The sequence below is a fragment of the Pseudomonas sp. genome, from assembly GCF_051660785.1.
Classification (GTDB): domain Bacteria; phylum Pseudomonadota; class Gammaproteobacteria; order Pseudomonadales; family Pseudomonadaceae; genus Aquipseudomonas.
Map to the genome: position 1 here is coordinate 17,119 of NZ_JBOFQE010000012.1, position 24,147 is coordinate 41,265.

At 58.7% G+C, this 24,147-nt stretch carries 20 protein-coding genes and 1 tRNA gene; 13 read left to right on the forward strand and 8 right to left on the reverse strand.

Going from position 1 to position 24,147, the window contains the following annotated elements; all coding sequences use genetic code 11:
* Positions 1 to 11: 11 nt before the first annotated feature.
* The 3 genes from ACRC4F_RS03430 to ACRC4F_RS03440 all read left to right on the forward strand — a co-directional run bounded on the left by ACRC4F_RS03430 (position 12) and on the right by ACRC4F_RS03440 (position 4,135).
* Positions 12 to 1,283 carry a YeaH/YhbH family protein gene (locus ACRC4F_RS03430; RefSeq protein ID WP_149416529.1) on the forward strand — a complete coding sequence of 424 codons (1,272 nt, stop codon included), beginning with the start codon at positions 12 to 14 and terminating at the stop codon, positions 1,281 to 1,283.
* A complete protein-coding gene (locus tag ACRC4F_RS03435) occupies positions 1,280 to 2,842 on the forward strand; it encodes a SpoVR family protein (protein ID WP_438658092.1) in 1,563 nt (520 codons plus the stop codon). The genes ACRC4F_RS03430 and ACRC4F_RS03435 overlap by 4 nt, the downstream gene beginning before the upstream one ends.
* 63 nt (positions 2,843 to 2,905) lie before the next feature.
* Positions 2,906 to 4,135: a multifunctional CCA addition/repair protein gene (locus tag ACRC4F_RS03440; protein WP_438658093.1), complete on the forward strand. Its 1,230-nt coding sequence runs from the start codon at positions 2,906 to 2,908 to the stop codon at positions 4,133 to 4,135.
* 82 nt (positions 4,136 to 4,217) lie between these two features.
* Here ACRC4F_RS03440 and folK read toward each other — a convergent pair whose 3' ends face one another.
* Entirely contained in the window at positions 4,218 to 4,736 is a 519-nt protein-coding gene (gene folK / locus ACRC4F_RS03445; RefSeq protein ID WP_438658094.1) for a 2-amino-4-hydroxy-6-hydroxymethyldihydropteridine diphosphokinase, read from the reverse strand.
* Complete coding sequence (gene folB / locus ACRC4F_RS03450; protein WP_008051601.1) at positions 4,727 to 5,083, reverse strand: dihydroneopterin aldolase; 357 nt, start codon at positions 5,081 to 5,083, stop codon at positions 4,727 to 4,729. Before folB ends, folK begins: the two co-directional genes overlap by 10 nt.
* Before the next feature lie 74 nt (positions 5,084 to 5,157).
* On the opposite strand from folB, the gene plsY reads away from it, so the two are divergent.
* Positions 5,158 to 5,727 carry a glycerol-3-phosphate 1-O-acyltransferase PlsY gene (gene plsY, locus ACRC4F_RS03455; protein WP_438658095.1) on the forward strand — a complete coding sequence of 190 codons (570 nt, stop codon included), beginning with the start codon at positions 5,158 to 5,160 and terminating at the stop codon, positions 5,725 to 5,727.
* 35 nt (positions 5,728 to 5,762) lie between these two features.
* Here the strand turns inward: plsY and tsaD are convergent, their stop codons facing one another.
* Entirely contained in the window at positions 5,763 to 6,788 is a 1,026-nt protein-coding gene (gene tsaD, locus ACRC4F_RS03460; protein ID WP_438658096.1) for a tRNA (adenosine(37)-N6)-threonylcarbamoyltransferase complex transferase subunit TsaD, read from the reverse strand.
* Between the two features lie 199 nt (positions 6,789 to 6,987).
* On the opposite strand from tsaD, the gene rpsU reads away from it, so the two are divergent.
* The 5 genes from rpsU (at position 6,988) to ACRC4F_RS03485 (ending at position 15,540) form a co-directional block, all read left to right on the forward strand.
* The gene (rpsU, locus tag ACRC4F_RS03465) at positions 6,988 to 7,203 is read left to right on the forward strand and encodes a 30S ribosomal protein S21 (protein ID WP_002551877.1); all 216 of its coding nucleotides are present in this window, start codon (positions 6,988 to 6,990) and stop codon (positions 7,201 to 7,203) included.
* Between the two features lie 481 nt (positions 7,204 to 7,684).
* Complete coding sequence (gene dnaG / locus ACRC4F_RS03470) at positions 7,685 to 9,664, forward strand: DNA primase (protein ID WP_438658097.1); 1,980 nt, start codon at positions 7,685 to 7,687, stop codon at positions 9,662 to 9,664.
* 67 nt (positions 9,665 to 9,731) lie between these two features.
* Positions 9,732 to 11,579, forward strand: coding sequence for an RNA polymerase sigma factor RpoD (gene rpoD, locus ACRC4F_RS03475; protein WP_438658098.1), 1,848 nt, complete (start codon positions 9,732 to 9,734; stop codon positions 11,577 to 11,579).
* A 122-nt stretch (positions 11,580 to 11,701) separates the two neighbouring features.
* On the forward strand, positions 11,702 to 15,448 hold the full coding sequence (locus tag ACRC4F_RS03480) for a bifunctional diguanylate cyclase/phosphodiesterase (protein ID WP_438658099.1): 3,747 nt from the start codon (positions 11,702 to 11,704) through the stop codon (positions 15,446 to 15,448).
* Positions 15,449 to 15,463: 15 nt separating this feature from the next.
* Positions 15,464 to 15,540 (forward strand) — tRNA-Ile (locus ACRC4F_RS03485).
* Positions 15,541 to 15,860: 320 nt separating this feature from the next.
* Here ACRC4F_RS03485 and ACRC4F_RS03490 read toward each other — a convergent pair.
* Positions 15,861 to 16,046, reverse strand: coding sequence for a hypothetical protein (locus ACRC4F_RS03490; RefSeq protein ID WP_438658100.1), 186 nt, complete (start codon positions 16,044 to 16,046; stop codon positions 15,861 to 15,863).
* A gap of 125 nt (positions 16,047 to 16,171) precedes the next feature.
* Positions 16,172 to 16,366 carry a hypothetical protein gene (locus ACRC4F_RS03495; protein WP_438658101.1) on the reverse strand — a complete coding sequence of 65 codons (195 nt, stop codon included), beginning with the start codon at positions 16,364 to 16,366 and terminating at the stop codon, positions 16,172 to 16,174.
* Between the two features lie 451 nt (positions 16,367 to 16,817).
* On the opposite strand from ACRC4F_RS03495, the gene ACRC4F_RS03500 reads away from it, so the two are divergent.
* Complete coding sequence (locus ACRC4F_RS03500) at positions 16,818 to 17,126, forward strand: DUF3077 domain-containing protein (RefSeq protein ID WP_438658102.1); 309 nt, start codon at positions 16,818 to 16,820, stop codon at positions 17,124 to 17,126.
* Positions 17,127 to 17,315: 189 nt separating this feature from the next.
* On the opposite strand, the gene ACRC4F_RS03505 is transcribed toward ACRC4F_RS03500, so the two are convergent.
* From ACRC4F_RS03505 to ACRC4F_RS03515, 3 genes are all read right to left on the reverse strand, one after another.
* Positions 17,316 to 17,552 carry a DUF2188 domain-containing protein gene (locus ACRC4F_RS03505; protein WP_438658103.1) on the reverse strand — a complete coding sequence of 79 codons (237 nt, stop codon included), beginning with the start codon at positions 17,550 to 17,552 and terminating at the stop codon, positions 17,316 to 17,318.
* Positions 17,553 to 17,661: 109 nt separating this feature from the next.
* The gene (locus ACRC4F_RS03510; protein WP_438658104.1) at positions 17,662 to 18,339 is read right to left on the reverse strand and encodes a peptidase M41; all 678 of its coding nucleotides are present in this window, start codon (positions 18,337 to 18,339) and stop codon (positions 17,662 to 17,664) included.
* A 113-nt stretch (positions 18,340 to 18,452) separates the two neighbouring features.
* Positions 18,453 to 20,807, reverse strand: a complete 2,355-nt coding sequence (locus ACRC4F_RS03515; RefSeq protein ID WP_438658105.1) for a glucose/quinate/shikimate family membrane-bound PQQ-dependent dehydrogenase — start codon at positions 20,805 to 20,807, stop codon at positions 18,453 to 18,455.
* Positions 20,808 to 20,981: 174 nt separating this feature from the next.
* Between ACRC4F_RS03515 and ACRC4F_RS03520 the strand changes: the two genes are divergently transcribed.
* The 3 genes from ACRC4F_RS03520 to ACRC4F_RS03530 all read left to right on the forward strand — a co-directional run bounded on the left by ACRC4F_RS03520 (position 20,982) and on the right by ACRC4F_RS03530 (position 24,139).
* Positions 20,982 to 21,443 carry an Lrp/AsnC family transcriptional regulator gene (locus ACRC4F_RS03520; RefSeq protein WP_007980298.1) on the forward strand — a complete coding sequence of 154 codons (462 nt, stop codon included), beginning with the start codon at positions 20,982 to 20,984 and terminating at the stop codon, positions 21,441 to 21,443.
* Positions 21,444 to 21,649: 206 nt separating this feature from the next.
* The gene (locus ACRC4F_RS03525) at positions 21,650 to 23,332 is read left to right on the forward strand and encodes a flavin monoamine oxidase family protein (protein WP_438658106.1); all 1,683 of its coding nucleotides are present in this window, start codon (positions 21,650 to 21,652) and stop codon (positions 23,330 to 23,332) included.
* A gap of 12 nt (positions 23,333 to 23,344) precedes the next feature.
* Positions 23,345 to 24,139, forward strand: a complete 795-nt coding sequence (locus ACRC4F_RS03530) for a carbon-nitrogen hydrolase family protein (protein ID WP_438658107.1) — start codon at positions 23,345 to 23,347, stop codon at positions 24,137 to 24,139.
* Positions 24,140 to 24,147: the final 8 nt, after the last annotated feature.

Genomic DNA, 24,147 nt, shown 5'->3' on the forward strand with positions numbered 1-24,147 from the left:
AAGGAGCAGTCATGAGCTATGTGATCGACCGACGTCTCAATGGCAAGAACAAGAGCACGGTTAACCGTCAGCGGTTTCTGCGGCGTTATCGTGATCACATCAAAAAAGCCGTCGAAGAGGCGGTCAGTCGGCGTTCCATTACCGATATGGAACACGGCGAACAAATCAGCATACCCGGCCGCGACATCGACGAGCCGGTGCTTCACCACGGACGCGGTGGCAAGCAGACCGTCGTGCACCCCGGCAACAAGGAATTCACCAGCGGCGAGCACATTGCCCGTCCACCCGGCGGTGGTGGCGGCAGAGGCCCGGGCAAGGCTGGCAATTCAGGCGAAGGCATGGACGAGTTCGTCTTCCAGATTACCCAGGAAGAATTTCTCGAATTCATGTTCGAGGACCTCGAGCTGCCGAACCTGGTCAAGCGCAATCTGACCGGCACCGACACCTTCAAGACCGTGCGCGCGGGCATCAGCAACGAAGGTAACCCGTCGCGAATCAACATCATCCGAACCCTGCGCTCGGCCCATGCCCGACGGATCGCCCTGTCCGGCAGCAGCCGGGCAAAATTGCGTGAAGCCAAAGACGAACTGCTGCGACTCAAGCGGGATGAACCGGATAACTTCGGCGATATTCAGGAAATCGAAGCAGAAATCGAAAAACTTAGTGCGCGCATCCATCGCGTACCTTTTCTCGACACCTTTGACCTCAAGTACAACCTGCTCATCAAGCAGCCGAACCCAAGCTCCAAAGCGGTGATGTTCTGCCTGATGGACGTGTCCGGCTCCATGACCCAGGCGACCAAGGACATCGCAAAGCGCTTCTTCATCCTGCTGTACCTGTTTCTCAAGCGTAACTACGACAAGATCGACGTTGTGTTCATCCGCCACCACACCAGCGCCCGCGAAGTGGATGAGGAAGAGTTCTTCTACTCCCGGGAAACCGGCGGCACCATTGTCTCCAGCGCCTTGAAATTGATGCAGGAAATCATGGCCGAGCGTTATCCGAGCAATGAATGGAATATCTACGCGGCCCAGGCGTCCGACGGCGATAACTGGAACGATGACTCACCGATCTGCCGCGACATCCTGATCAACCAGATCATGCCGTTCGTGCAGTACTACACTTACGTTGAGATTACCCCGCGTGAACACCAGGCCCTGTGGTTCGAGTACGAACGCATTGCCGAAGCCTTCTCTGACACTTTTGCCCAACAGCAACTGGTCTCGGCCGGGGATATCTACCCGGTCTTCCGTGAACTCTTCCAGCGCAGGTTAGTGACATGACCGCCAAAGAGCAGAAGCGCCAACCCATTTCCACCGGCTCCGAATGGACGTTCGAGCTGATCCAGGCCTACGACAAGGAAATCAGTCGCCTGGCGGCTCGCTACGCACTCGATACGTATCCCAACCAGATCGAAGTGATCACCGCCGAGCAGATGATGGACGCCTACGCCTCCGTCGGCATGCCGCTGGGTTATCACCATTGGTCCTACGGCAAACACTTCCTCAGCACCGAGAAATCCTACAGTCGCGGCCAGATGGGGCTGGCCTACGAAATCGTGATCAACTCCGACCCGTGCATCGCCTATCTGATGGAAGAAAACACCATCTGCATGCAGGCCCTGGTGGTTGCTCATGCCTGCTACGGCCATAACAGCTTCTTCAAGGGCAATTACCTGTTCCGCACTTGGACCGACGCCAGTTCGATCATCGATTATTTGGTGTTCGCCAAGCAGTACATCATGCAATGCGAAGAGCGCCACGGCATCGACGCGGTCGAGGACCTCCTGGACTCCTGCCATGCGTTGATGAACTACGGGGTCGACCGCTACAAACGCCCGTATCCGATATCGGCGGAAGAAGAACGCCGTCGGCAGAAAGACCGGGAAGAACATTTGCAGAAACAGATCAACGATCTGTGGCGCACCATTCCCAAGGGCGCGGACAAGTACAGCGACAAGGACAATGCACGCTTCCCCGCCGAACCCCAGGAAAACATTCTGTATTTCATCGAAAAACACGCGCCGCTCCTGGAGCCCTGGCAGCGGGAAATCGTGCGGATCGTGCGCAAGATCGCTCAGTATTTCTACCCTCAACGCCAGACTCAGGTGATGAACGAAGGTTGGGCGACGTTTTGGCACTACACGCTGATGAACGACCTGTATGACGAAGGGCTGGTGACTGACGGCTTCATGATGGAGTTTTTGACTTCGCACACCAGCGTAGTCTTTCAACCCGGCTTCGACAGCCCCTACTACAACGGCATCAACCCCTACACGCTGGGTTTTGCCATGTACCGGGACATCCGGCGCATGTGTGAACACCCAACCGAAGAGGATTACCGCTGGTTCCCGGAAATTGCCGGCACTGACTGGTTATCCAGCATCAAGTTCGCCATGAGCAGCTTCAAGGATGAGAGTTTCATCCTCCAATACCTGTCACCCCAAGTGATCCGCGACCTGAAACTGTTCAGCATTCTCGATGACGACCAGAAGGACGACCTGCTGGTGCCAGCCATCCACGATGAGCCGGGCTACCGGACTATCCGTGAAACCCTGGCGGCCCAGTACAACCTCGGCAATCGTGAACCCAATATTCAGATCTACAGCATCGATCGACGCGGCGACCGCTCTCTAACCCTGCGTCATCAGCAACATGACCGCAAACCGCTGGGCGAGTCCACCGAGGAAGTGCTCAAACACCTGCATCGCCTCTGGGGTTTCGACATTCACCTGGAAACGCTGCAAGGCGACCAGGTGATGAAAGTTCATCACGTTCCGCCCAGAGGTGAACACGCCGAGGGGGATTACGGCCGGTTGGACCTCGCCGTCATCCATCTTTGATCCTGTTTCTGCCTCCGCAAGTTCGACGCAAAGGTTATTCTGTCGAGCAAACGGAGGTTTTTTATGCGGATTTATAAAGTCGGCGGAGCGGTACGCGATCGCCTGCTGGGCAAACCTGTCACTGATATCGACTGGGTCGTGGTCGGTGCCACCACCGAAGAAATGCTCGCCAGGGGCTTTCGCCCAGTGGGCGCTGACTTCCCGGTATTTCTACACCCCAAGAGTGGTGAGGAATACGCCCTCGCCCGTACCGAACGCAAAAGCGGACGCGGTTACGGCGGCTTCACCTTTCACGCCAGCCCCGAAGTCACCCTCGAAGAAGACTTGATCCGTCGTGATCTGACGATCAACGCCATGGCCGAAGACGATCAGCAGGACCTGACCGATCCTTACCACGGCCAGCGCGATCTCGAAGCCCGGGTGCTTCGTCACGTTTCCCCCGCATTCGCCGAAGATCCGCTCCGGGTCCTGCGCGTTGCCCGCTTCGCTGCTCGTTATGCCGGGTTGGGTTTCACCGTCGCACCTGAAACACTGGGGCTCATGCGTCAACTCAGTGAGTCAGGCGAACTGGAGGCGTTGACTGCGGAACGCAGCTGGAAGGAGATTTCCCGGGCGCTGATGGAAGATCAGCCACAGGTGTTCATCGAAGTGCTGCGTGAATGCGGCGCACTCAAGGTGTTGATGCCGGAAGTCGACGCCCTGTTTGGCGTGCCCCAGCCTGCCGCCCATCATCCGGAAATCGACACGGGTGTGCACACCCTGAGCGTGCTCGAGCAAGCGGCCCTACACAAACAGCCACTGACCGTACGCTGGGCGTGCCTGCTGCATGATCTGGGCAAAGGATTAACCCCCGAGGAAGAGTGGCCTCGCCATATCGCCCATGAACACACGGGCCTGAAACTGATCAAAGCGGTCAATGAACGCTTCAAGGCACCGAAGGATTGTCAGGAACTGGCATTGCTGGTGGGCCAATATCACACCCACGGCCATCGTGCCCTGGAGCTCAAACCCTCGACGTTGCTGGAATTGCTGCAGAGTTTTGACGTGTACCGTCGGCCTCAGCGGTTTGAAGAGTTCATTGCGGCGTGCGAGATGGACGCGCGGGGCCGCAAAGGGCTGGAGCAGAGAAGTTATCCACAGGCGGATTATTTGCGCGGGGCGGCCACAGCCGCTAGGAGCGTGGCGGTTCAGCCGTTGCTGGAGAAGGGATTCAAGGGGCCGGAGCTGGGTGAGGCGATAAAGCGTGAGCGGCTGAAGGCGCTGAAGGCCTACAAAGAGGCGGCGTCTGCCTGAGAAGCTTCGCGAGCAAGCCCGCTCCCACAGGTTTTGCGCTACCCCTGTAGGAGCGAGCCTGCTCGCGAAGGCGGCATCCGACTCACAATAAATCCGAAGGCGTCAGCTGCTCCCCGCGCCACTCGAACGCCACCGGCGCCAACACCTGATCAATCTGCGCTTCATCCCACAACGTTGCGAAGCTTTTGCCTACGCCCGGATGCACTCTGTCCGGCGCAATCAACGACAACGGCCACAACACAAAGGCATTTTTCAGAATCTCTGTCCGCGGCAGGATCAATCCGTCGAAATTGCCCACCAGATCGCCAAACAGCAGCACATCGATATCCAGCGGCAGACCCTTGCGGTCCGGCGCATAACGGCCATTGTCCGCCTCAATGAATTTCAATCGACGGTCCAGCTCCATCAGCGGCAGATCGGTGTAAGCCGAGACCACGAAATTGAAGAACGGGCCGCTCTTGATCCCCACTGGCTGGCTTTCGAACACTGCCGAGCAACGGATATCCACCAGAAAACCCGCCAGCGCTTCTAGGCCAGCCTGCAAATGGGCTTCGCGCTCGATATTGCTACCGAGCCCGAGATACACCTGAGTCAGCGACATCCGCGCTCGATCTCCACGCCCACACCACCGGTGGCCGCCGGGACGGCGCCAGGCTTGGTCAGCTTGAGGCGCATCCAGGTGATCTTGAATTCGCTCATCAACACTTCGACCAGACGCTCGGCGAAGGTCTCGACCAGCTGGAACTGCGCCTGCTCGGCAAAGGCCTGGATGCGCGAAGAAACGCTCGCGTAATCGAGCGCCAGGGTCAGGTCATCGCCAGCAGCTGCCGGACGATTGTCCCAGGCGAAGCTCAGATCAAGACGCAGACACTGTCGGATGCCTCGCTCCCAGTCGTAGGCACCGATCACGGTGTCGACTTCCAGGCCCTCGATAAACACTCTGTCCAAGCACTTTTCTCCGCTGCACGACAAGGGCGCAATGCGCCGTTAGAATCAGGGCGTCCTCGCCCGGAATAGTTAGCATGTTTTGGTTACTGGCGACCCTCGCCTACCTGCTCGGCTCTCTGTCCTTCGCCATATTGCTCAGCCGCCTGACCGGTAACCCCGATCCGCGAATGAGTGGCTCGGGCAATGCCGGTGCCACCAACATGTTGCGCCTGGCTGGCAAGAAGCTCGCCATCCTGACGTTGATCGGCGACCTCTGCAAAGGGCTGCTGCCGGTACTGATCGCAGGTCTTGCAGGCCTTTCGCTGCAAGAACAAGCCTGGATCGGCGTCTGTGCCGTTATCGGCCACCTGTTCCCGCTGTACTTTCGCTTTCGCGGCGGCAAAGGTGTCGCCACCGCTGCCGGAATGTTAGTGGGACTCTACCCGCCCGCCGCCCTGCTGGCAGTCTGCGCCTGGCTGCTGACGTTCTACTTGACCCGCACCAGCTCACTCGCCGCACTGATCGCCACGCCCCTGACCCTGCCACTGCTGGCTTGGCAAGAACCGGCGGCGCTGCTGCCCATGAGTGTCCTCACGGGACTGATCGTCTGGCGTCATCGCGGCAATCTACGCGACCTGTTTGCCGGGCGCGAACGGCATTTTTAAATACCGGACATGAGCACCGCTCATCCCGCGCGTCGTTACAGTGCCGACAACTGCTCCATCGGCCAGCGTGCCTGCACGCTGATCGCCAGACTTTCGTGCTGACCGGCCTGCAAGCGCTGGCAACCGGCAAACGCAATCATCGCGCCATTATCGGTGCAGAACTCCGGACGGGCATAAAACACATCGCCTTTCAGGTCACCGAGCATTTTTTCCAGGGACGTGCGCAATGCTTTATTGGCGCTGACGCCTCCAGCGATCACCAGACGCTTCATGCCGGCCTGTTTCAGGGCACGTTTGCACTTGATGGTCAAAGTCTCCACCACGGCCTGCTGGAACGCCAGCGAGATGTCGCAACGGGCTTGCTCGCTGTCGTCCCCGGCGCTGACGCTCTGTTGCCAGGTGTTCAGCGCGAAGGTTTTCAGGCCACTGAAGCTGAAAGCCAGGCCTGGGCGGTCGCACATCGGACGCGGAAAGGTGTAACGCCCTGAAACGCCGCGCTCTGCCAGCTTGGCGATTTCCGGACCGCCCGGATAATTGAGCCCCATCATCTTCGCCGTCTTGTCGAACGCTTCACCGGCGGCATCGTCGAGGGTCTCGCCCAACAGCGTGTATTGGCCGATTCCGTCGACCTGAACGAGCTGCGTATGACCGCCCGACACCAACAAAGCGACGAACGGGAATTGCGGTGGTTGCGCCTCCAACATGGGCGCCAGCAGGTGACCTTCCATGTGGTGCACACCGAGGGCTGGAATACCCCAGGCAAACGCCAGCGCCTGGGCGCAGGAAGCCCCTACAAGCAAGGCACCGACCAGGCCAGGACCCGCGGTATAAGCGATGGCGTCGATCTCGGTCGGCACACAGTCAGCTTCGGCCAACACCTGACGGATCAAGGGCAGCATGCGTTTGACATGGTCGCGAGAGGCCAGCTCCGGCACCACGCCACCATAGGCGCGATGCAGGTCGATCTGGCTGAACAGCGCGTCGGCCAGCAGGCCGCGCTCACTGTCATATAATGCGACACCGGTTTCGTCGCAGGAGGTTTCTAATCCCAGTACTAGCATGGGTTTGCGCCTTGTTTAGGCTGAATTCGAAGGCGCGCATAATAGTCGCCACGGGATGCCCCGACTAGCGGTTTTCGATCAGAGGCTTTGCATTCCGGTCGATGAGGGGTTAACATCCGCAACCCTTAAAAACCGACGTCTTCAAGTGCTCTTTTGCCACGAGGATGTTGACCCCGGTAATGAATGAAGGTAGCTCTGGATGCCAGCCGTCAAAGTAAAAGAGAACGAACCCTTCGACGTAGCTCTGCGTCGTTTCAAGCGCTCCTGCGAAAAAGCCGGTGTACTGGCTGAAGTTCGTAGCCGCGAATTCTACGAGAAGCCTACTTCTGAGCGTAAACGTAAAGCAGCAGCCGCTGTTAAGCGTCACGCCAAGAAAGTACAGCGCGAACAGCGCCGCGCCGTTCGTCTGTACTAATACACAGACGTTCGTAGCAAGCTTCTGCCAAGCCCGGCCCTCAGCCGGGCTAATGGCATTTGCGGAAAACGCTTGATGCTTCACCGTCAAAGCCGCAGACGCGACCAAGACAAACCTGCTTCACAGCGTCAGACCTGGCTCTTTTGCCAGCGGTGCACGTCTTTTCTGACGAGCCTTCCAAGGCTACTGACGAGCACACCCACTGATTCCTCTCACGACGATCAGCCCAAGGCACCTCTTGCGTGCCCGCTTATGAGCTATCCGAGGCCCTTGACTGGCCGCAGCCGGATTCAGCGAAACACTTTCATATAGTCGAATACTGATTGGTACTAACGTCAGTGGATTTTCGGCAGATACACTTCCCGACAGCGATTACGCAGACGACACCGGTCGAGCCGCACATTTTGCGCGCCTCAAACAACGACCCACGTTCGGCCGCTCTTCGTTTTGGATCCATTTAAGCGCAGATGACGAGAACGCCATGGCCGGGCTAATTCCCCAGAGCTTCATTGACGACCTTCTGAACCGCACCGACATCGTCGATGTGGTCAGCTCGCGCCTGCAAATGAAAAAGGCCGGGAAGAACTACACCGCCTGCTGCCCTTTTCATAAAGAGAAAACTCCGTCCTTCAGCGTCAGTCCGGACAAGCAGTTCTATTACTGCTTTGGCTGCGGCGCTGGTGGCAACGCTCTCGGCTTCATGATGGACCACGACAACCTGGATTTCGTCCAGGCTGTCGAAGAACTGGCCAAAGCCGCCGGCATGGAAATCCCCCGCGAAGAAAGCGGTCGTCCGCACAAACCGCGACAGCCGACCGATTCGCCGTTGTACCCGCTGCTGACTGCGGCTGCCGACTTTTACCGTCAAGCCCTGAAAAGTCATCCATCGCGCAAGGCCGCTGTGGATTACTTGAAAGGCCGCGGGCTGACCGGCGAAATCGCCCGGGACTTTGGCCTCGGTTTTGCCCCGCCCGGCTGGGATAACCTGTTCAAGCACCTCAGCAGCGACACCCTGCAGCAGAAAGCCATGGTCGATGCCGGCCTGCTGATCGAGAACGCCGAATCCGGCAAACGCTATGACCGCTTTCGCGATCGCGTGATGTTCCCGATCCGCGACAGCCGCGGGCGCATCATCGCTTTCGGCGGACGCGTGCTGGGCGATGACAAGCCCAAATATCTGAACTCGCCGGAAACCCCGGTATTCCATAAGGGCCAGGAACTCTACGGCCTTTATGAAGCACGCAAGAACAACCGTAACCTCGACGAAATCATCGTCGTCGAAGGCTACATGGACGTGATCGCCCTTGCCCAGCAAGGGTTGCGCAATGCCGTCGCGACCCTGGGCACCGCCACCAGCGAAGAGCATTTGAAGCGGCTGTTTCGCGTCGTGCCCAATGTGCTGTTCTGTTTCGACGGTGACCAGGCTGGACGCAACGCTGCATGGCGGGCACTGGAGGCCACCTTGCCTTGCCTGCAAGACGGACGGCGCGCGCGCTTTCTGTTCCTGCCCGAAGGAGAGGACCCGGACACGCTGGTCCGCTCTGAAGGCACTGACGCTTTCCGCGCACGAATCAACCAGCACGCGCAGCCGCTGGCGGATTATTTCTTTCAGCAGCTGACCGAGGAATCGGATCCGCGCTCCCTCGAAGGCAAGGCTCATATGGCCACCCTCGCCGCGCCGCTGATCGACAAGGTCCCGGGCGCAAACCTGCGCATCCTGATGCGTCAACGCTTGACCGAAATCACCGGCCTCAGCGGTGAAGCCGTGAGCCAGCTGGTGCAAAGCGCACCTCAGGATGCGCCACCGGCCTACGACCCGGGCATCGATTACGACGCCATGCCGGATTACAGCGACTACCATCAGCCGCAGGCACAAGAGATGTATGTGCCGCAGCAGGAATGGACGCCGAAGAAACCCGGTGCAGGCGGCAAGAAATGGGACAAGAAGCCGTGGGACAAGAACGGCAAACGCGGCGGTGATCGCGACCAACACAGCGCACCACGCACACCGATCGCTGTCGAAGCGCCAACTCTGATAGCGCTGCGCACGCTCATTCATCACCCGGAACTGGCAGGCAAGGTAGAAACCGCCGATCACTTCGCGAATGAGAGCAACACGTACGCGCAACTGCTGGTAGCCCTCATCGGGGCGGTGCAGAAAAATCCTAAGCTAAACTCTATTCAGTTGATGGCCCGTTGGCATGGGACTGAACAGGGTCGACTGCTCAAGGCTTTGGCGGAAAAGGAATGGCTGATTGACGGCGACAACCTTGAACAACAGTTTTTAGACACCATTACTAGGTTATCGGCAAGTCAGCACACGGATAGCCTGGAAGTACTCATCAGGAAAGCAAGGCAGCCAGGATTGACTGCGGAGGAAGCAAATCAGATCGCAAATCAGATGCGCGACCTATTAAAACGCAATATGGCTGTATCAGACCCGACCTCAACTGGCGCGTGAGGTCATAGCTCAGGTATAATCCTCGGCTTGTTTTTTGCCCGCCAAGACCTTCAGTGGATAGGGTGTTATGTCCGGAAAAGCGCAACAGCAGTCTCGTATCAAAGAGTTGATCACACTTGGTCGTGAGCAGGGTTACCTGACTTACGCGGAGGTCAACGACCACCTGCCGGAGGATATTTCAGATCCGGAACAGGTGGAAGACATCATCCGCATGATCAATGACATGGGGATCAACGTATTCGAGGTTGCGCCAGATAAGGATTCCCTTATGCTGGCCGACGCCGATACCGACGAAGCCGCGGCCGAAGAGGCAGCGGCAGCGTTGGCAGCGGTCGAGACCGACATTGGTCGCACCACCGACCCAGTGCGCATGTACATGCGTGAAATGGGTACGGTAGAGCTCCTCACACGTGAAGGCGAAATCGAAATCGCCAAACGTATTGAAGAGGGTATCCGTGAAGTGATGGGCGCAATCGCGCACTTCCCTGGCACGGTTGACCACATTCTGTCCGAGTACACTCGCGTCACCACCGAAGGTGGCCGCCTGTCCGACGTCCTGAGCGGTTATATCGACCCGGACGACGGCATTGCGCCGCCTGCTGCAGAAGTGCCGCCGCCTGTCGATCCGAAAGCCGTGAAAGCGGACGACGATACCGACGACGATGACGCCGAAGCGACGGATGACGAAGAAGAAGCCGAAAGCGGTCCGGATCCGGTCATCGCAGCTCAGCGCTTTGGCGCTGTCTCCGATCAGATGGAAATCACCCGCAAGGCGCTGAAAAAGCACGGTCGTGGCAACAAGCTGGCAATCGCCGAGCTGGTGCTGCTGGCCGAGCTGTTCATGCCGATCAAACTGGTTCCGAAGCAATTCGAAGGCCTGGTCGAGCGTGTTCGCAGTGCCCTGGATCGTCTGCGTCAGCAAGAGCGCGCGATCATGCAACTTTGCGTTCGTGATGCCCGCATGCCGCGTGCCGACTTCCTGCGCCAGTTCCCGGGCAACGAAGTTGACGAAAGCTGGACCGACGCACTGGCCAAAGGCAAAAGCAAATACGCTGAAGCCATTGGTCGCCTGCAACCGGACATCATTCGTTGCCAGCAAAAGCTGACCGCACTGGAAACCGAAACCGGTTTGACGATCGCCGAGATCAAGGACATCAACCGTCGCATGTCGATCGGTGAGGCCAAGGCCCGCCGCGCGAAGAAAGAGATGGTTGAAGCGAACTTGCGTCTGGTGATCTCCATCGCCAAGAAGTACACCAACCGTGGCTTGCAGTTCCTCGATCTGATCCAGGAAGGCAACATCGGCCTGATGAAAGCGGTAGACAAGTTCGAATACCGCCGCGGCTACAAATTCTCGACTTATGCCACCTGGTGGATCCGTCAGGCGATCACTCGCTCGATCGCCGACCAGGCCCGCACCATCCGTATTCCGGTGCACATGATCGAGACGATCAACAAGCTCAACCGTATTTCCCGGCAGATGTTGCAGGAAATGGGTCGCGAACCGACCCCGGAAGAGCTGGGCGAACGCATGGAAATGCCTGAGGACAAGATCCGCAAGGTATTGAAGATCGCTAAAGAGCCGATCTCCATGGAAACCCCGATCGGTGATGACGAAGACTCCCATCTGGGTGACTTCATCGAAGACTCGACCATGCAGTCGCCAATCGATGTCGCCACTGTTGAGAGCCTTAAAGAAGCGACTCGCGAAGTACTGTCCGGCCTTACTGCCCGTGAAGCCAAAGTTCTGCGCATGCGCTTCGGTATCGACATGAATACCGACCACACCCTCGAGGAGGTTGGTAAGCAGTTCGACGTGACCCGTGAACGGATTCGTCAGATTGAAGCCAAGGCGCTGCGCAAGCTGCGCCACCCGACGAGAAGCGAGCATCTGCGCTCCTTCCTCGACGAGTGATCACAAAACCCCCGGCCCAGGCCGGGGGTTTTGCTTTCTACAGATAAAATTCCCCGCACTTCCCTCCCGCCGAATTGCCCGTCTACACTCGAACCATTCCCCCGAGCCATAACGAGACCGTTATGCCCAGACTGCCGACCGTGCTTTTTTTGCTGTCGCTGATGACCTGGACCGCAACGGCTGGCGCGCTGACTCTGACCGACGAAGAACGTAGCTGGCTTGCGGCTCACCCGGACTTGCGCCTGGGTGTCGATGCATCCTGGCCACCGTTCGAATTTCGTGATGACCAGGGCCGTTATCAGGGCCTGGCGGCGGACTATATCAACGTGATTCGCCAACGACTGGCCGTCAAGCTGACGCCCATCGAACCGGTCAGCTGGACCGAAGTCCTGCAGCAGGCCAAACAAGGCAAACTAGACATCCTGCCGGGCATCATGTCGACCCCGGAGCGCCAGTCGTACCTGTCGTTCACTCGCCCCTATCTGGATTTTCCGATTGTCATCCTCGCCCATGTCGGAGGCCCTCAGCCGCACAAACTCGAAGAGCTCTACGGACTGAAAATCGCCGTGGTGGAAAACTATGCCCCCCATGAGTTGTTGCGCACGCACCACCCCGACCTGAATCTGGTGGCAATGCCCAATGTCAGCTCTGCCTTGCAGGCACTGGCCACCGATGAAGTGGACGCGGTCGTGGGCGATCTTGCCTCCAGCGTCTGGAGCTTGCGTCAGCTTAAGCTCGACGGCCTGTACGTCAGCGGTGAAACGCCCTATCGCTACCAATTGGCGATGGCTGTGCCCCCCAACAACAAGATCCTGGTCGGCATCCTGGACAAAGTCCTCGCTGACATGACCTCAAGCGAAATCAACGCCATCCAGGAACAGTGGGTCGGCAATGTCCTGGATCATCGAACCTTTTGGTCGGATCTGCTGGTTTACGGCCTGCCCGGGCTGCTGTTTCTGATGATCATGCTGGCAGTGGTCATCCGGATTAACCGCCGTTTGAGTTCGGAAATTGCCCGGCGGGTCGATCTGGAGCAAGAACTACGCAGCAGCGAATACCATTACCGCGGGCTGGTAGAGAGCCTTTCCGCGATTGCCTGGGAAGCGCGGATCAGCGATTTCACTTACAGCTATGTGTCGCCACATGCCGAAGAACTCCTCGGCTATCCCCTGTCCCACTGGCTGATTCCGGGCTTCTGGCGCAACATCATCCACCCGGCGGACCTGACCCGGGCCCAGACATTCTGTGATCACGAAGTGCTGGCCGGGCGCGATCACAGCATCGATTATCGGGTCATCACCGCCGACGGCCGCTGTTTGTGGGTGCGCGATATCGTCAGCCTGATCGAGCACGGTCATGAGCCGGTGATGCGCGGCTTGATGATCGACATCAGCGACGCCAAACGCACCGAGGAGGCCCTGAGCCTTTCCGAGCAAAAGTTCGCCTCCGTGTTCCAGCAATGCCCGGACATTCTGGTGATCGCACGTCTTTCCGACGGCTGCCTGCTCGAAGTCAACAAAGCGTTCGAAGAACAGATTGGCCTCAAGGCCGAAGACGTCATTGGCCAGACCGCCACCGACCTGAACATCTGGGGTATCCCCGGTGTGGGTCCGGGTTTGCTGCAGCGCCTGCAGGCCGGCAGCATCCGCAACCTGGAGATGCCCTTTCGCCGCAACAACGGTCAAGTGTTTACCGGGCTGATTTCCGCCGAGCCCTTCGACCTCGATACGACTCCTGCCCTGGTTGTCGTGGTACGCGATATCAGTCAGCTGAAAGAAACCCAGCAACAACTGCAAACCTCGGAAGAAAAATTCGCCAAGGCCTTCCACGCTTCCCCGGACGGTCTGCTGCTGTCCCGACAGAGCGACGGGCTGCTGCTGGAGGTCAATGAAGGCTTCAGCCGCATCACGGGCTTTAACAGCGCGATGTCCGTGGACCGTTCGGCCCTGGAACTGGGGATATGGGTCAATCTCAACGAACGCAAGCAGATGCTCGATTTGCTGCACCGGGACGGCTTTGTTCGTGACTTCAGCTGCCATATCCGCCGCAGTGACGGGCAGATCCGCCTCTGCGAGGTCTCAAGCCGTCCGCTGCCCATCGGTGATGAGGACTGCATGCTGACCATTGCCCGAGACATCACCGAACGGCACCTGATGCAGGAGAAACTGCAACAGGCCGCCACGGTGTTCGAGAGCACCGCCGAGGGCGTGCTGATCACCGACACCCAACAACACATCAGCGCGGTCAACCGGGCTTTCACCGAGATCACCGGCTACAGCGAGAACGAGGCATTGGGCCACACTCCTCGCCTGCTCGCCTCGGGCCTGCACGACAGTGCGTTCTACGCGGCGATGTGGCACCAATTGACGGACGAAGGGCACTGGCAAGGCGAGATTTCCAACCGGCGCAAGAATGGCGAACTCTATCCGAGCTGGCTGACCATCAGCGCCGTGCGTAACCGGGAGAAGTTCATCACCCACTTCGTCGCGGTGTTCGCGGACATTTCCAGCCTCAAGCACGCGCAGGCCAAACTCGACTATCAGGCGCACCACGATCCGCTGACCGGCCTGCCAAACCGCACGCTGTTCGAGAGCCGTTTGCAGACCGCACTCAACACCCAACAGGAGAACGGCGGCCAGGGCGCGGTGCTGTTCCTCGACCTGGACCGCTTCAAACACATCAACGACAGCCTTGGCCACCCGGTGGGCGACCTGCTGCTCAAAGGCATCGCCGTGCGCCTCAAAGAGCAACTGCGCGATATAGATACCGTCGCGCGCCTTGGCGGTGACGAATTCATCATCCTGCTGCCCGGCCTGCAACAATCCAGCGATGCCGACAACATTGCCACCAAGCTGCTCAATTGCTTCGCCGCCCCTTTCCAGGCCGGCGAGCACGAGTTTTTCATCAGCGCCAGCATCGGCACCAGCCTGTATCCCAAGGACGGTTGCGACGTCGCCACGCTGGTCAAGAACGCCGATGCCGCGATGTATCGCTCCAAGGCCAAGGGCCGCAACCGGGTGGAAAGCTACACCCGCGACCTCACGGCCCAGGCCAGCGAGCGCGTGGCGCTGGAACATGAATTACGACGCGCCATCGAGCGCAATGAGCTATTTCTCTATTACCAACCGAAAATCAGCCTCGCCGACCATCGACTGGTCGGTGCCGAAGCGCTCATTCGCTGGCATCACCCGACCTTCGGTGCAGTGCCGCCGGAACACTTCATTCCCCTGGCCGAAGAAAACGGCATGATCCTGCAAATCGGCGACTGGGTGCTCGAGACAGCCTGCCGGCAGATGTACGAGTGGAATCAGGTCTATGAGTGCCTCGGCCCACTGTCGGTCAACCTCGCGGGCGCTCAACTGCGCCAGCCAAACCTGCTCGGGCGAATCGAACAACTGCTAAAGGATAACGGCCTGGCGCCCGGTTTTCTGCAACTGGAGATTACCGAAAACTTCATCATGAGCCAGGCCGAAGAAGCGCTGGCCGTGCTGCACCAACTCAAAAACCTGGGCGTGCAATTGGCGATCGACGACTTCGGTACGGGCTACTCATCCCTGAGCTACCTCAAGCGTCTGCCGCTGGACATCCTCAAGATCGACCAGTCCTTCGTCCGCGGCCTGCCTGACGATCCCCACGATGCGGCCATCGTTCGCGCCATCATCGCCTTGGGTCGCAGCATGCAATTCACCATCATTGCAGAGGGCGTCGAGACCGTGGCGCAGCAACAATTCCTTGCCGAAGAAGGCTGCGAACAGATCCAGGGCTACATCGTCAGCCTGCCTCTTCCCCCCGACGAATTCGCCGCGACGTTTCTTCGTATTGCCGTATCGGATTTTTCGGATAGCACAGCCGAGAAACCATCGTTATAATCCGCGGCCTACTGAGGGCCTATAGCTCAGTTGGTTAGAGCAGAGGACTCATAATCCTTTGGTCCACGGTTCAAATCCGTGTGGGCCCACCAAACAAGAAAGCCGCGCTGATGCGCGGCTTTCTTTTGATTTAACGAATCACGTAAATAGTGCTATCGAAGCGACTGACCGGATGAGATGGAGCGCTTCCCAGCGGCGAAAGCCGTAACCGCGCAAGGCGGTTCGCAAGTGGTGTCCGGATCTGCTTTAGCAAATCGAAGAAGACGCCTAGGGCGTCTTTTTTCGTTTCTGGCCTAGCAATACAGTCCTGCTCATCATCCTTTGGTCCACGATTCCTCGGTGTGTACCCATCAAACACGAAAGCCGCGCAAATGCGCGGCTTTTTTCTGAGACTAACGTTCGGGCTAAGAGATCAGACCAGCCGAACCACCAAGGCAACAGCAACAAAGGTCACGAGCGCCAGTGCGGCACCGAGTCCAAACGGCAGTAGGATTGCTCGGGTCGCGGTGGGGGACGGGCTACGCATGTCTTCGGCCAAGGCAGCCACGTCACGGTGTAACTGTTCAATGCTGGCTTGAATCGTGGGAGGTGTGGACATACTGCGTCTTCCTGCAGGGATCACGGGTCACGCCTAATGCGCTAACCCTTGTTAGATAAGGTGGGCTGCTAAGCGGTAAAACTCAAGCACCTCCGATCATTGGTCGCTTCCGTATGTTAGGGATTTTAAAGCTTGGACCACAGTCCGACGGCGGCGACAACGGCGGTCACGAGACCGGCGCCCACTGCAAACGGATACCAAAAAGCCTCCTGCCTGAGTTTGCTTTCTTCGGCCATAAACTTGCGGGTCTCGGCCATGAATTTCCGGATTTCGACTTGAAGCCTATCGAGCTCCAGATTATCGCGGTCATTTTGTAGCATCAGTCATCCTGTCGGGGCTCGGGTCGCGTCCAGTGCGCTACTCCGCGGCGGGAAATGCGTTTTTTCCTGTCTGCCGTCTAGGTTACATTTTGCGCTGACGGCAGATTATCGGATGACGTCTGCCAAGGTTGTAGGCAAACTCCGAGAATTGCGTAGCGGATGCGTTTGGGCACTTTTCCGCCTTGTTGGCGTTCTCTTCGACGGGATACTCTCCGGACGTCGCTGCAAATGTAGCGATCGGGTGTGGTAACCCGGCTAGACAAAGTGCAGCAGTGCTCCCATCACGGTTTCATGTGTTTTTACGCCTGTAATCCTGAGTTATGGCGGCTGTGCGTGGGAGACCTTCGGGTCTGCCGGTTTCTTTGCTCTCCCGGTTTACCACCCTGCGTACAGCTGCCACCCATTCGTGTGGTAACGAATGCGGCAGCTCCTCGTTTTAAGGAGCGAAACAATGAGCAAAACCAATTCCTCTGCACCGTCAGACCTGAAAACCATCGGTTTCACCCCACTCATCTACTGCTCGGATCAGGCGTTGTTCAACGTCCGCGCCGGCGTCCCCATCGTTGATGCATTGTCACAAGCCTCCGATCTGTTGTTCCTCGCAAAATCATTTGCCGAGGACGCAGCCTGCGCAAGAGACACCGACCGCCACGCCTGGGCCGCGCACTATCTGACGGCGATGGGTAAGGCGGTGATTGATGATGTGGTGAAGGTGCTGACACCGAGACCGCCTCGGACCGCAACGGAGTCTGAAGAATAGCGACGAACTATCCCCAAGTAGGCGCCTCGATTTTCTGGAGTCTTTAAATCACGACTGGGATAGCAGCTAGAAAGCAAAAAGCCCCGATGCTTTCGTATCAGGGCTTTTTGTAAATCTGAGTGTTGGCATTTCTATAAAAGCAAAACACAACACCGCCCGCCGCTCTCTCTCACTTGGCGGTCTGTCGAATTAGTGTTTTTTGTCTTTCGGTGACGACGGATCATTGCCATAGCTATCGCTATCTCGAATTGTTCCGTCCTTTTTGTGAATAACGACTTCAACATGATCGCGCTTTGCTTGTTCCCGGGCACGATCGATCGCTTGCTGTTGGGTGTCGGTAACAACTCCTGCGCGCCCCGCTCCCTCCTTCTTTGTAGCCCAACCGTCCGGATGCGGAACAACATGAATATCTTTCTTGTCGCCCATGTAAATTTTGCTCCATAAAGGTTTTCAGATACGTAGCGATGATGTCGCAGATGAAATGTAGTCAAGATCTCGGAAACCGTTTTCTCGCTACCTCTCAACTACTCACTGTCTACGAATGATGATCGCCATGATGGGAATTGCCAGCCCAAACACTCACCGCCGGAATAGCCTGCACCAACCCCATCCGCTCAAGCACTTCCCTCGTCAACACGCCCTCATACGTATCCGTCGCCCTGCCCCATTGCTCGACGATACCCAGGCCATCTACCAACGCCTCACCCAAGCCGCTAATCGTATCGGCCAATGCCTCCACGATGGTTTGAGTGCGTAACCACAGGCGATCCGTAATCTCTTTCAGCTCTGCCGCTATACGGGCAGACGAAGCCGGATCCGTCTCCGGGTAGGTGATGTTGCGCAGTAAGTGCCGTAATTCCCTTATTTTTGCGTAGTCCTGTTCCGCCCCAAGCTCACCCCTCAGAATGGCGGTCGCCTTCGGCTTATCGACGCGACTCCCGGACGAATGCTTTAAAGCCAATGCCTGCGCCATAGCGCCAGCAAAGAGGACCATCATCCGGGCTTCCAGATGCTCCTTCATTGCCTCAATGGAGGAAATCGAACGCGCCAAGGTAATGGAGGCGCCGGCTTGATGCCTCAAGTCCATGGTGATGGTCAGGCTCACGCCACCCGTTTCAAATCCCAGGGCCCGGGCAACGACGTAGTGGCCCATTTCGTGATTGGCAATCTGCACGGCGTGATCCCGGACAGCGGGAGGCATCTTCTTCGTCATTTTGGTCACCTCGCATCCCTCGATTTCTCATTCGACTATGACTGACAGTGGGTGTCCATCCAATAGAAAAAGCCGCGCAATGGCGCGGCTTTTTCGTACCTGCGATTCAGTCTTTACTTGGGTAAGGCGTACGCAATTACATAGTCCCCCCGATCCGGCGACTGACGTGCGCCACCTACCGTCAGCAGGATGTACTGCTTACCGGTTTTCGGCGAAACGTAAGTCATCGGGCCGGACTGACTACCCACAGGCAAGCGCGCCTTCCAGATCTCGTTGCCATTGCCGGTATCGAAAGCGCGCAGGTAAAAATCCTGAGTGCCCGCGAAGAACAACAGGCCCGACTGAGTCGCCAGCGAAGCGCCGAGGGTCGGCATGCCGATCGGAATCGGCAGGTGCATGCGGATGCCCAGCGGACCGGTGTCTTGCACCGTGCCGACCGGGACTTGCCACATCAGTTTGTGGGTCTTGAGATCGATGGCCGACATCGTGCCGAACGGCGGTTTCTGGCACGGAATGCCTGCTGCCGAGAGGAAACGTTCGCGCATCGCACCGAACGGTGTGCCTTCCTGCGGCACCACGCCCATTTCAATACCGCTGGCCCCGGCGGCGATCTTGTCGCGCGGGATCATGTAGTTGGCCAGGCCCAGGCGCATGTCGTTGACGAACATGTAATTCGTGTTCGGGTCCACCGATACGCTGCCCCAGTTCATGCCGCCCAGCGAGCCCGGAAATTGCAACGCACGATCAAGGCCTGGCGGGGTGTAGACGCCTTCGTGGCGCATGCCTTTGAACTGGATGCGGCACATCAACTGGTCGAACGGCGTGGCGCCCCACATGTCGGATTCGGTCAGGGTTTTATTGCCGATTGACGGCATGTCCACCGAGAACGGCTGGGTCGGCGAGTAGCGCTCACCAGGCACGTTGCCTTGCGGCACCTTACGTTCTTCGACGCGGGCGATCGGCACGCCGGTCTCGCGGTTGAGCAGGAAGATCTCGCCCTGTTTGGTGACTTGCGCCAGGGCTGGCTGCATTCCGCCCTTGTCGTCCGGCACGTCGTACAGCAACGGTTGCGCCGGCAGGTCGAAATCCCACAGGTCGTGGTGAGTGGTCTGGAAGTGCCAGCGCACCTGACCGGTCTTCACGTCGATGGCGACGATGGACGAGTTCCACTTGTCGTCGAACTCGGTGCGCTGACCGCCGAAGAAGTCCGGCGTGGCGTTGCCGGTGGGCAGGTACACCAGACCGAGTCTGGCGTCGTAGGACATGGCCGACCAGACGTTCGGCGTGCCACGGGAGTACGTCTCGCCAGCGGGCGGGCGTTTGGTGGTGTTCGGGTTGCCCGGATCCCACGCCCAGACCAATTCGCCGCTGCGCACGTCGTAGGCGCGGACCACGCCTGGCGGTTCGCCAGTGGAGTAGTTATCGGCCACACGGCCACCGACGATCACCACATCACCGGCGACCAGCGGCGTCGAGGTCTGCTGGTAGTAACCCGGTTTCACTTCGCCCATGTCGGTGGTCAGATCGACCGTGCCCTGGTTGCCAAACTCTTCACATGGCTTGCCGGTGTCGGCATTGATCGCGATCAGACGCGCATCGCCGGTCGGCAGAAACAGACGTTTCGTACAGGCAGTCGGCTGATTGTCCGAAGACGCGGGGGTTTCGGAATAGCCCAGGCCACGGCAACGCTGCCAGTTCGGCGCGGTGCCTTGCGGGTCGAACTTCCAGCGTTGGGCGCCGGTGTCAGCGTCCAGGGCGAAGACTTTCCCGTAGGCGGTGCAGGTGTAGACCGTGTCGCCGATCTGCAGCGGCGTATTCTGGTCTTCGGCGCCGGCGCCCGTGCTTTGCGGGATGTCGCCGGTGCGGAAGGTCCAGGCCACCTGCAACTTGTCGATGTTGCCTTTGTTAATCTGGTCCAGCGCGGCAAAGCGGTTGCCAGCGGTGGTATTGCCCCAGTGGGCCCAGTCTTTCTGCTCGGAGCCCGGTTTGACCGGCGTTACGGCCGGCTCAGTCGTGGCTTCGACAACGTGGGTCGGCACGAACATGTAGGCCATGGTTGCAACAACGCTAACGCCCAAGATGCCGGCCAAGCCATAAGCCCCACGGCCCGCCGTCGCGCCCGAAGCACGCGCCAGCGCTGGATAAATCAGCGCGATCACCAGGCCGATCACGGCAAAGGTCAACACTCGCGAAACCAGCGGCCAGTATTCAAAACCGCTGTCCCACACAGCCCAGATCGCCGTCAGGATCAACGCCACGCCATACAACCACGCGCCTTGCGGTTTACGACGGGCAATCATCAGCCCGGACACCAACATCGCCAGGCCCATCAGCAGGAAGTACCAGCTCCCGCCAAGCGCCACCAGATAACCACCGCCACCGGCCAGACCAAGCCCGATCAAGGCAATCAGGACACCCAGCCCCACCAGTAACCATTTGCCGCCGGTGGCAGCCCCAGAATTATTCATGTCGATCATTTTCCCCGTTTCTGACAAGCGCGGAATGATGTACTACCTAGTTACTTATGGCAATTTGTCGCAGATGAAAATGTCCCGAACGGTACTGATGCCAGATCACACATCCGCTGTGCGAGCCGTGCTGTAACATGCCGACTCACTGATTTGTGTTGCCGGAGACGCCCCTTGCCTGACACCCGCCCGCCTGTTCTTGACGAAATCGACCGCCAATTGATCGCGGCGTTGCAGATCAACGCCCGCGAAAGCGTGGCCATGCTTGCTCGCCAATTAGGCATCGCACGGACCACGGTGACTTCACGTCTGGCGCGGCTGGAGAAGGCCAAAGTCATCACCGGTTACGGTGTGCGTCTGGGTCAACGGGTGGTGGACGGTGGATTGCAGGCGTATGTCGGGATCACGGTGCAACCGCGCTCGGGCAAGGAAGTGCTGCGTCGGCTCAGCGCCATGGCCCAGGTGCAGCAGTTATGTGCGGTGAGTGGCGAATTTGATTATGTGGCGTGGTTGCGCACGGACTCGCCGGAGCAGCTGGATCAGTTGCTGGATCAGATTGGCAGTGTGGATGGGGTGGAGAAGACCACGACTTCGATCATCTTGAGTAGCAAGATAGATCGGGGGCAGCCGGTTTGATTTGCAGTGACCTTGAGGGCCTCATCGCGAGCAGGCTCGCTCCCACAGTGGTCAGTATGTAGCAATAGATCGTCATAGTGATCAAGTAATTGGCAAAACGACGACACATTGCGTCTTATTAACGTGTTCTACGCTCTCTAGAATGGCTGCCATCTTTTCCTATACTCAGATGCGCATTCCGCGTCGGTTCGCCAGTAAGGTCAGTCATGAACAAGAACAATCGCCATCCTGCAGACGGTAAAAAACCAGTCACCATTTTCGGCCCGGACTTTCCTTTCGCCTTTGACGACTGGATCGAACACCCGGCCGGCCTGGGCAGCATTCCGGCGCACAATCATGGCGCCGAAGTGGCGATTGTCGGCGCGGGAATCGCCGGGCTGGTGGCGGCATACGAGTTGATGAAACTGGGCCTCAAACCAGTCGTCTACGAAGCCTCGAAAATGGGTGGCCGGCTACGCTCGCAGGCGTTCAACGGGACCGATGGCATCGTCGCCGAACTGGGCGGCATGCGCTTCCCGGTGTCGTCCACGGCGTTTTATCACTATGTCGATAAGCTCGGTCTCGAGACCAAACCTTTTCCCAATCCGCTGACGCCGGCCTCTGGCAGCACCGTGATCGACCTGGAAGGCAAAACCCACTACGCACAGAAACTGGCGGATCTTCCTGCACTGTTCCAGGAAGTCGCTGACGCGTGGGCGGATGCGCTGGAGGCCGGCTCGCAGTTCTCCGATATCCAGCAAGCGATCCGCGACCGTGACGTGCCGCGTCTCAAAGAGCTCTGGAACACGCTGGTTCCGTTGTGGGACGACCGCACTTTCTACGACTTTGTCGCCACCTCCGAAGCCTTCGCCAAGCTCTCGTTCCATCACCGCGAAGTGTTCGGCCAGGTTGGTTTTGGCACCGGCGGCTGGGACTCGGACTTCCCGAACTCGATGCTGGAAATCTTCCGCGTCGTGATGACCAACTGCGACGATCACCAACACCTGGTGGTCGGCGGCGTCGAACAAGTGCCGCAAGGCATCTGGCGCCATGTGCCGGAACGTTGCGTGCACTGGCCCGAAGGCACCAGCCTCAAGTCGCTGCACAGAGGTGCGCCACGCTCCGGAGTCAAGAAAATCGCCCACGCTGCGGACGGCCGTTTTGCGGTCACCGATAACAACGGCGACACCCGCGAATACGCAGCAGTGCTGACCACCTGCCAGAGCTGGCTGCTGACCACGCAGATCGAATGCGACGAAACCCTGTTCTCGCAAAAGATGTGGATGGCCCTCGACCGCACCCGCTACATGCAGTCGTCGAAAACCTTCGTGATGGTCGACCGCCCGTTCTGGAAAGACAAGGATCCGGAAACCGGCCGCGACCTGATGAGCATGACCCTCACCGATCGCCTGACCCGCGGCACTTACCTGTTCGACAACGGCGACGACAAGCCGGGCGTGATTTGCCTTTCGTACTCGTGGATGAGCGATGCGTTGAAAATGCTCCCGCACCCCGTGGAAAAACGCGTAGAACTCGCGTTGAACGCGTTGAAAAAGATCTACCCGAAAGTCGACATCGCCGCGCGGATCATCGGCGATCCGATCACCGTGTCTTGGGAAGCCGACCCGCACTTCCTCGGCGCGTTCAAAGGCGCCCTGCCCGGCCACTACCGGTACAACCAGCGCATGTACGCGCACTTCATGCAGGACGACATGCCGGCCGAACAACGCGGGATTTTCATCGCGGGCGACGACGTTTCATGGACGCCGGCGTGGGTTGAAGGCGCGGTGCAGACCTCGCTCAATGCGGTGTGGGGCATCATGAAACACTTCGGCGGTGAAACTCACGCCGAGAACCCGGGTCCAGGTGATGTGTTCAACGAGATCGGTCCGATCGCCCTGCCCGAGTAAAAGGAGTTCTAAATGCGCGTAGCCCTTTACCAATGTCCGCCGCTGCCCCTGGATGTCGCCGGCAACCTGCACCGCCTGCATCAATTGGCGCTTGAGGCCAAAGGCGCAGATTTGCTGGTGCTGCCGGAGATGTTCCTGACCGGCTACAACATCGGCGTCGATGCCGTCAGTGTCCTCGCGGAGGTGCACAACGGTGAGTCGGCGCAACAGATCGCGCGCATTGCCAAGACGGCCGGGATCGCCATTTTGTACGGCTACCCCGAGCGTACCGAGGGCGGGCAGATCTACAACGCCGTGCAGTTGATCGACGCCAACGGCGAGCGCCTGTGCAACTACCGCAAGACTCACCTGTTCGGCGACCTCGATCACTCGATGTTCAGCGCCGGTCAAGATCAGTTTCCGCTGGTGGAGCTCAATGGCTGGAAACTCGGCTTTCTGATCTGCTACGACCTGGAATTCCCGGAGAACGCCCGACGCCTGGCCCTGGCCGGCGCCGAGCTGATCCTGGTGCCGACGGCGAACATGATTCCCTTCGACTTCGTTGCCGACGTCACCGTCCGTGCCCGCGCCTTCGAAAACCAGTGTTATGTGGCCTACGCCAACTACTGCGGGAAGGAAGGCGAGATCAATTACTGCGGCCAAAGCAGCATCGCCGCGCCGGATGGCAGCCGCATCGCCCAGGCGGGCCTGGATGAAGCACTGATTGTCGGTGAGCTGGATCGTCAGTTGATGGTCGATTCCCGCGCCGCCAATCGTTACTTGATCGATCGCCGCCCAGAGCTTTACGGCGAGCTGAACAAGCGCTGATCCATCGT

What these genes read in the sequence shown, in the direction of transcription:
- ACRC4F_RS03430 (WP_149416529.1), top strand. Translation starts at nt 12, where the DNA reads ATGAGCTATGTGATCGACCGACGTCTCAATGGCAAGAACAAGAGCACG.
- ACRC4F_RS03435 (WP_438658092.1), top strand. Translation starts at nt 1,280, where the DNA reads ATGACCGCCAAAGAGCAGAAGCGCCAACCCATTTCCACCGGCTCCGAA.
- ACRC4F_RS03440 (WP_438658093.1), top strand. Translation starts at nt 2,906, where the DNA reads ATGCGGATTTATAAAGTCGGCGGAGCGGTACGCGATCGCCTGCTGGGC.
- folK (WP_438658094.1), bottom strand. Translation starts at nt 4,736, where the DNA reads ATGTCGCTGACTCAGGTGTATCTCGGGCTCGGTAGCAATATCGAGCGC.
- plsY (WP_438658095.1), top strand. Translation starts at nt 5,158, where the DNA reads ATGTTTTGGTTACTGGCGACCCTCGCCTACCTGCTCGGCTCTCTGTCC.
- tsaD (WP_438658096.1), bottom strand. Translation starts at nt 6,788, where the DNA reads ATGCTAGTACTGGGATTAGAAACCTCCTGCGACGAAACCGGTGTCGCA.
- rpsU (WP_002551877.1), top strand. Translation starts at nt 6,988, where the DNA reads ATGCCAGCCGTCAAAGTAAAAGAGAACGAACCCTTCGACGTAGCTCTG.
- dnaG (WP_438658097.1), top strand. Translation starts at nt 7,685, where the DNA reads ATGGCCGGGCTAATTCCCCAGAGCTTCATTGACGACCTTCTGAACCGC.
- rpoD (WP_438658098.1), top strand. Translation starts at nt 9,732, where the DNA reads ATGTCCGGAAAAGCGCAACAGCAGTCTCGTATCAAAGAGTTGATCACA.
- ACRC4F_RS03480 (WP_438658099.1), top strand. Translation starts at nt 11,702, where the DNA reads ATGCCCAGACTGCCGACCGTGCTTTTTTTGCTGTCGCTGATGACCTGG.
- ACRC4F_RS03490 (WP_438658100.1), bottom strand. Translation starts at nt 16,046, where the DNA reads ATGTCCACACCTCCCACGATTCAAGCCAGCATTGAACAGTTACACCGT.
- ACRC4F_RS03495 (WP_438658101.1), bottom strand. Translation starts at nt 16,366, where the DNA reads ATGCTACAAAATGACCGCGATAATCTGGAGCTCGATAGGCTTCAAGTC.
- ACRC4F_RS03500 (WP_438658102.1), top strand. Translation starts at nt 16,818, where the DNA reads ATGAGCAAAACCAATTCCTCTGCACCGTCAGACCTGAAAACCATCGGT.
- ACRC4F_RS03505 (WP_438658103.1), bottom strand. Translation starts at nt 17,552, where the DNA reads ATGGGCGACAAGAAAGATATTCATGTTGTTCCGCATCCGGACGGTTGG.
- ACRC4F_RS03510 (WP_438658104.1), bottom strand. Translation starts at nt 18,339, where the DNA reads ATGACGAAGAAGATGCCTCCCGCTGTCCGGGATCACGCCGTGCAGATT.
- ACRC4F_RS03515 (WP_438658105.1), bottom strand. Translation starts at nt 20,807, where the DNA reads ATGAATAATTCTGGGGCTGCCACCGGCGGCAAATGGTTACTGGTGGGG.
- ACRC4F_RS03525 (WP_438658106.1), top strand. Translation starts at nt 21,650, where the DNA reads ATGAACAAGAACAATCGCCATCCTGCAGACGGTAAAAAACCAGTCACC.
- ACRC4F_RS03530 (WP_438658107.1), top strand. Translation starts at nt 23,345, where the DNA reads ATGCGCGTAGCCCTTTACCAATGTCCGCCGCTGCCCCTGGATGTCGCC.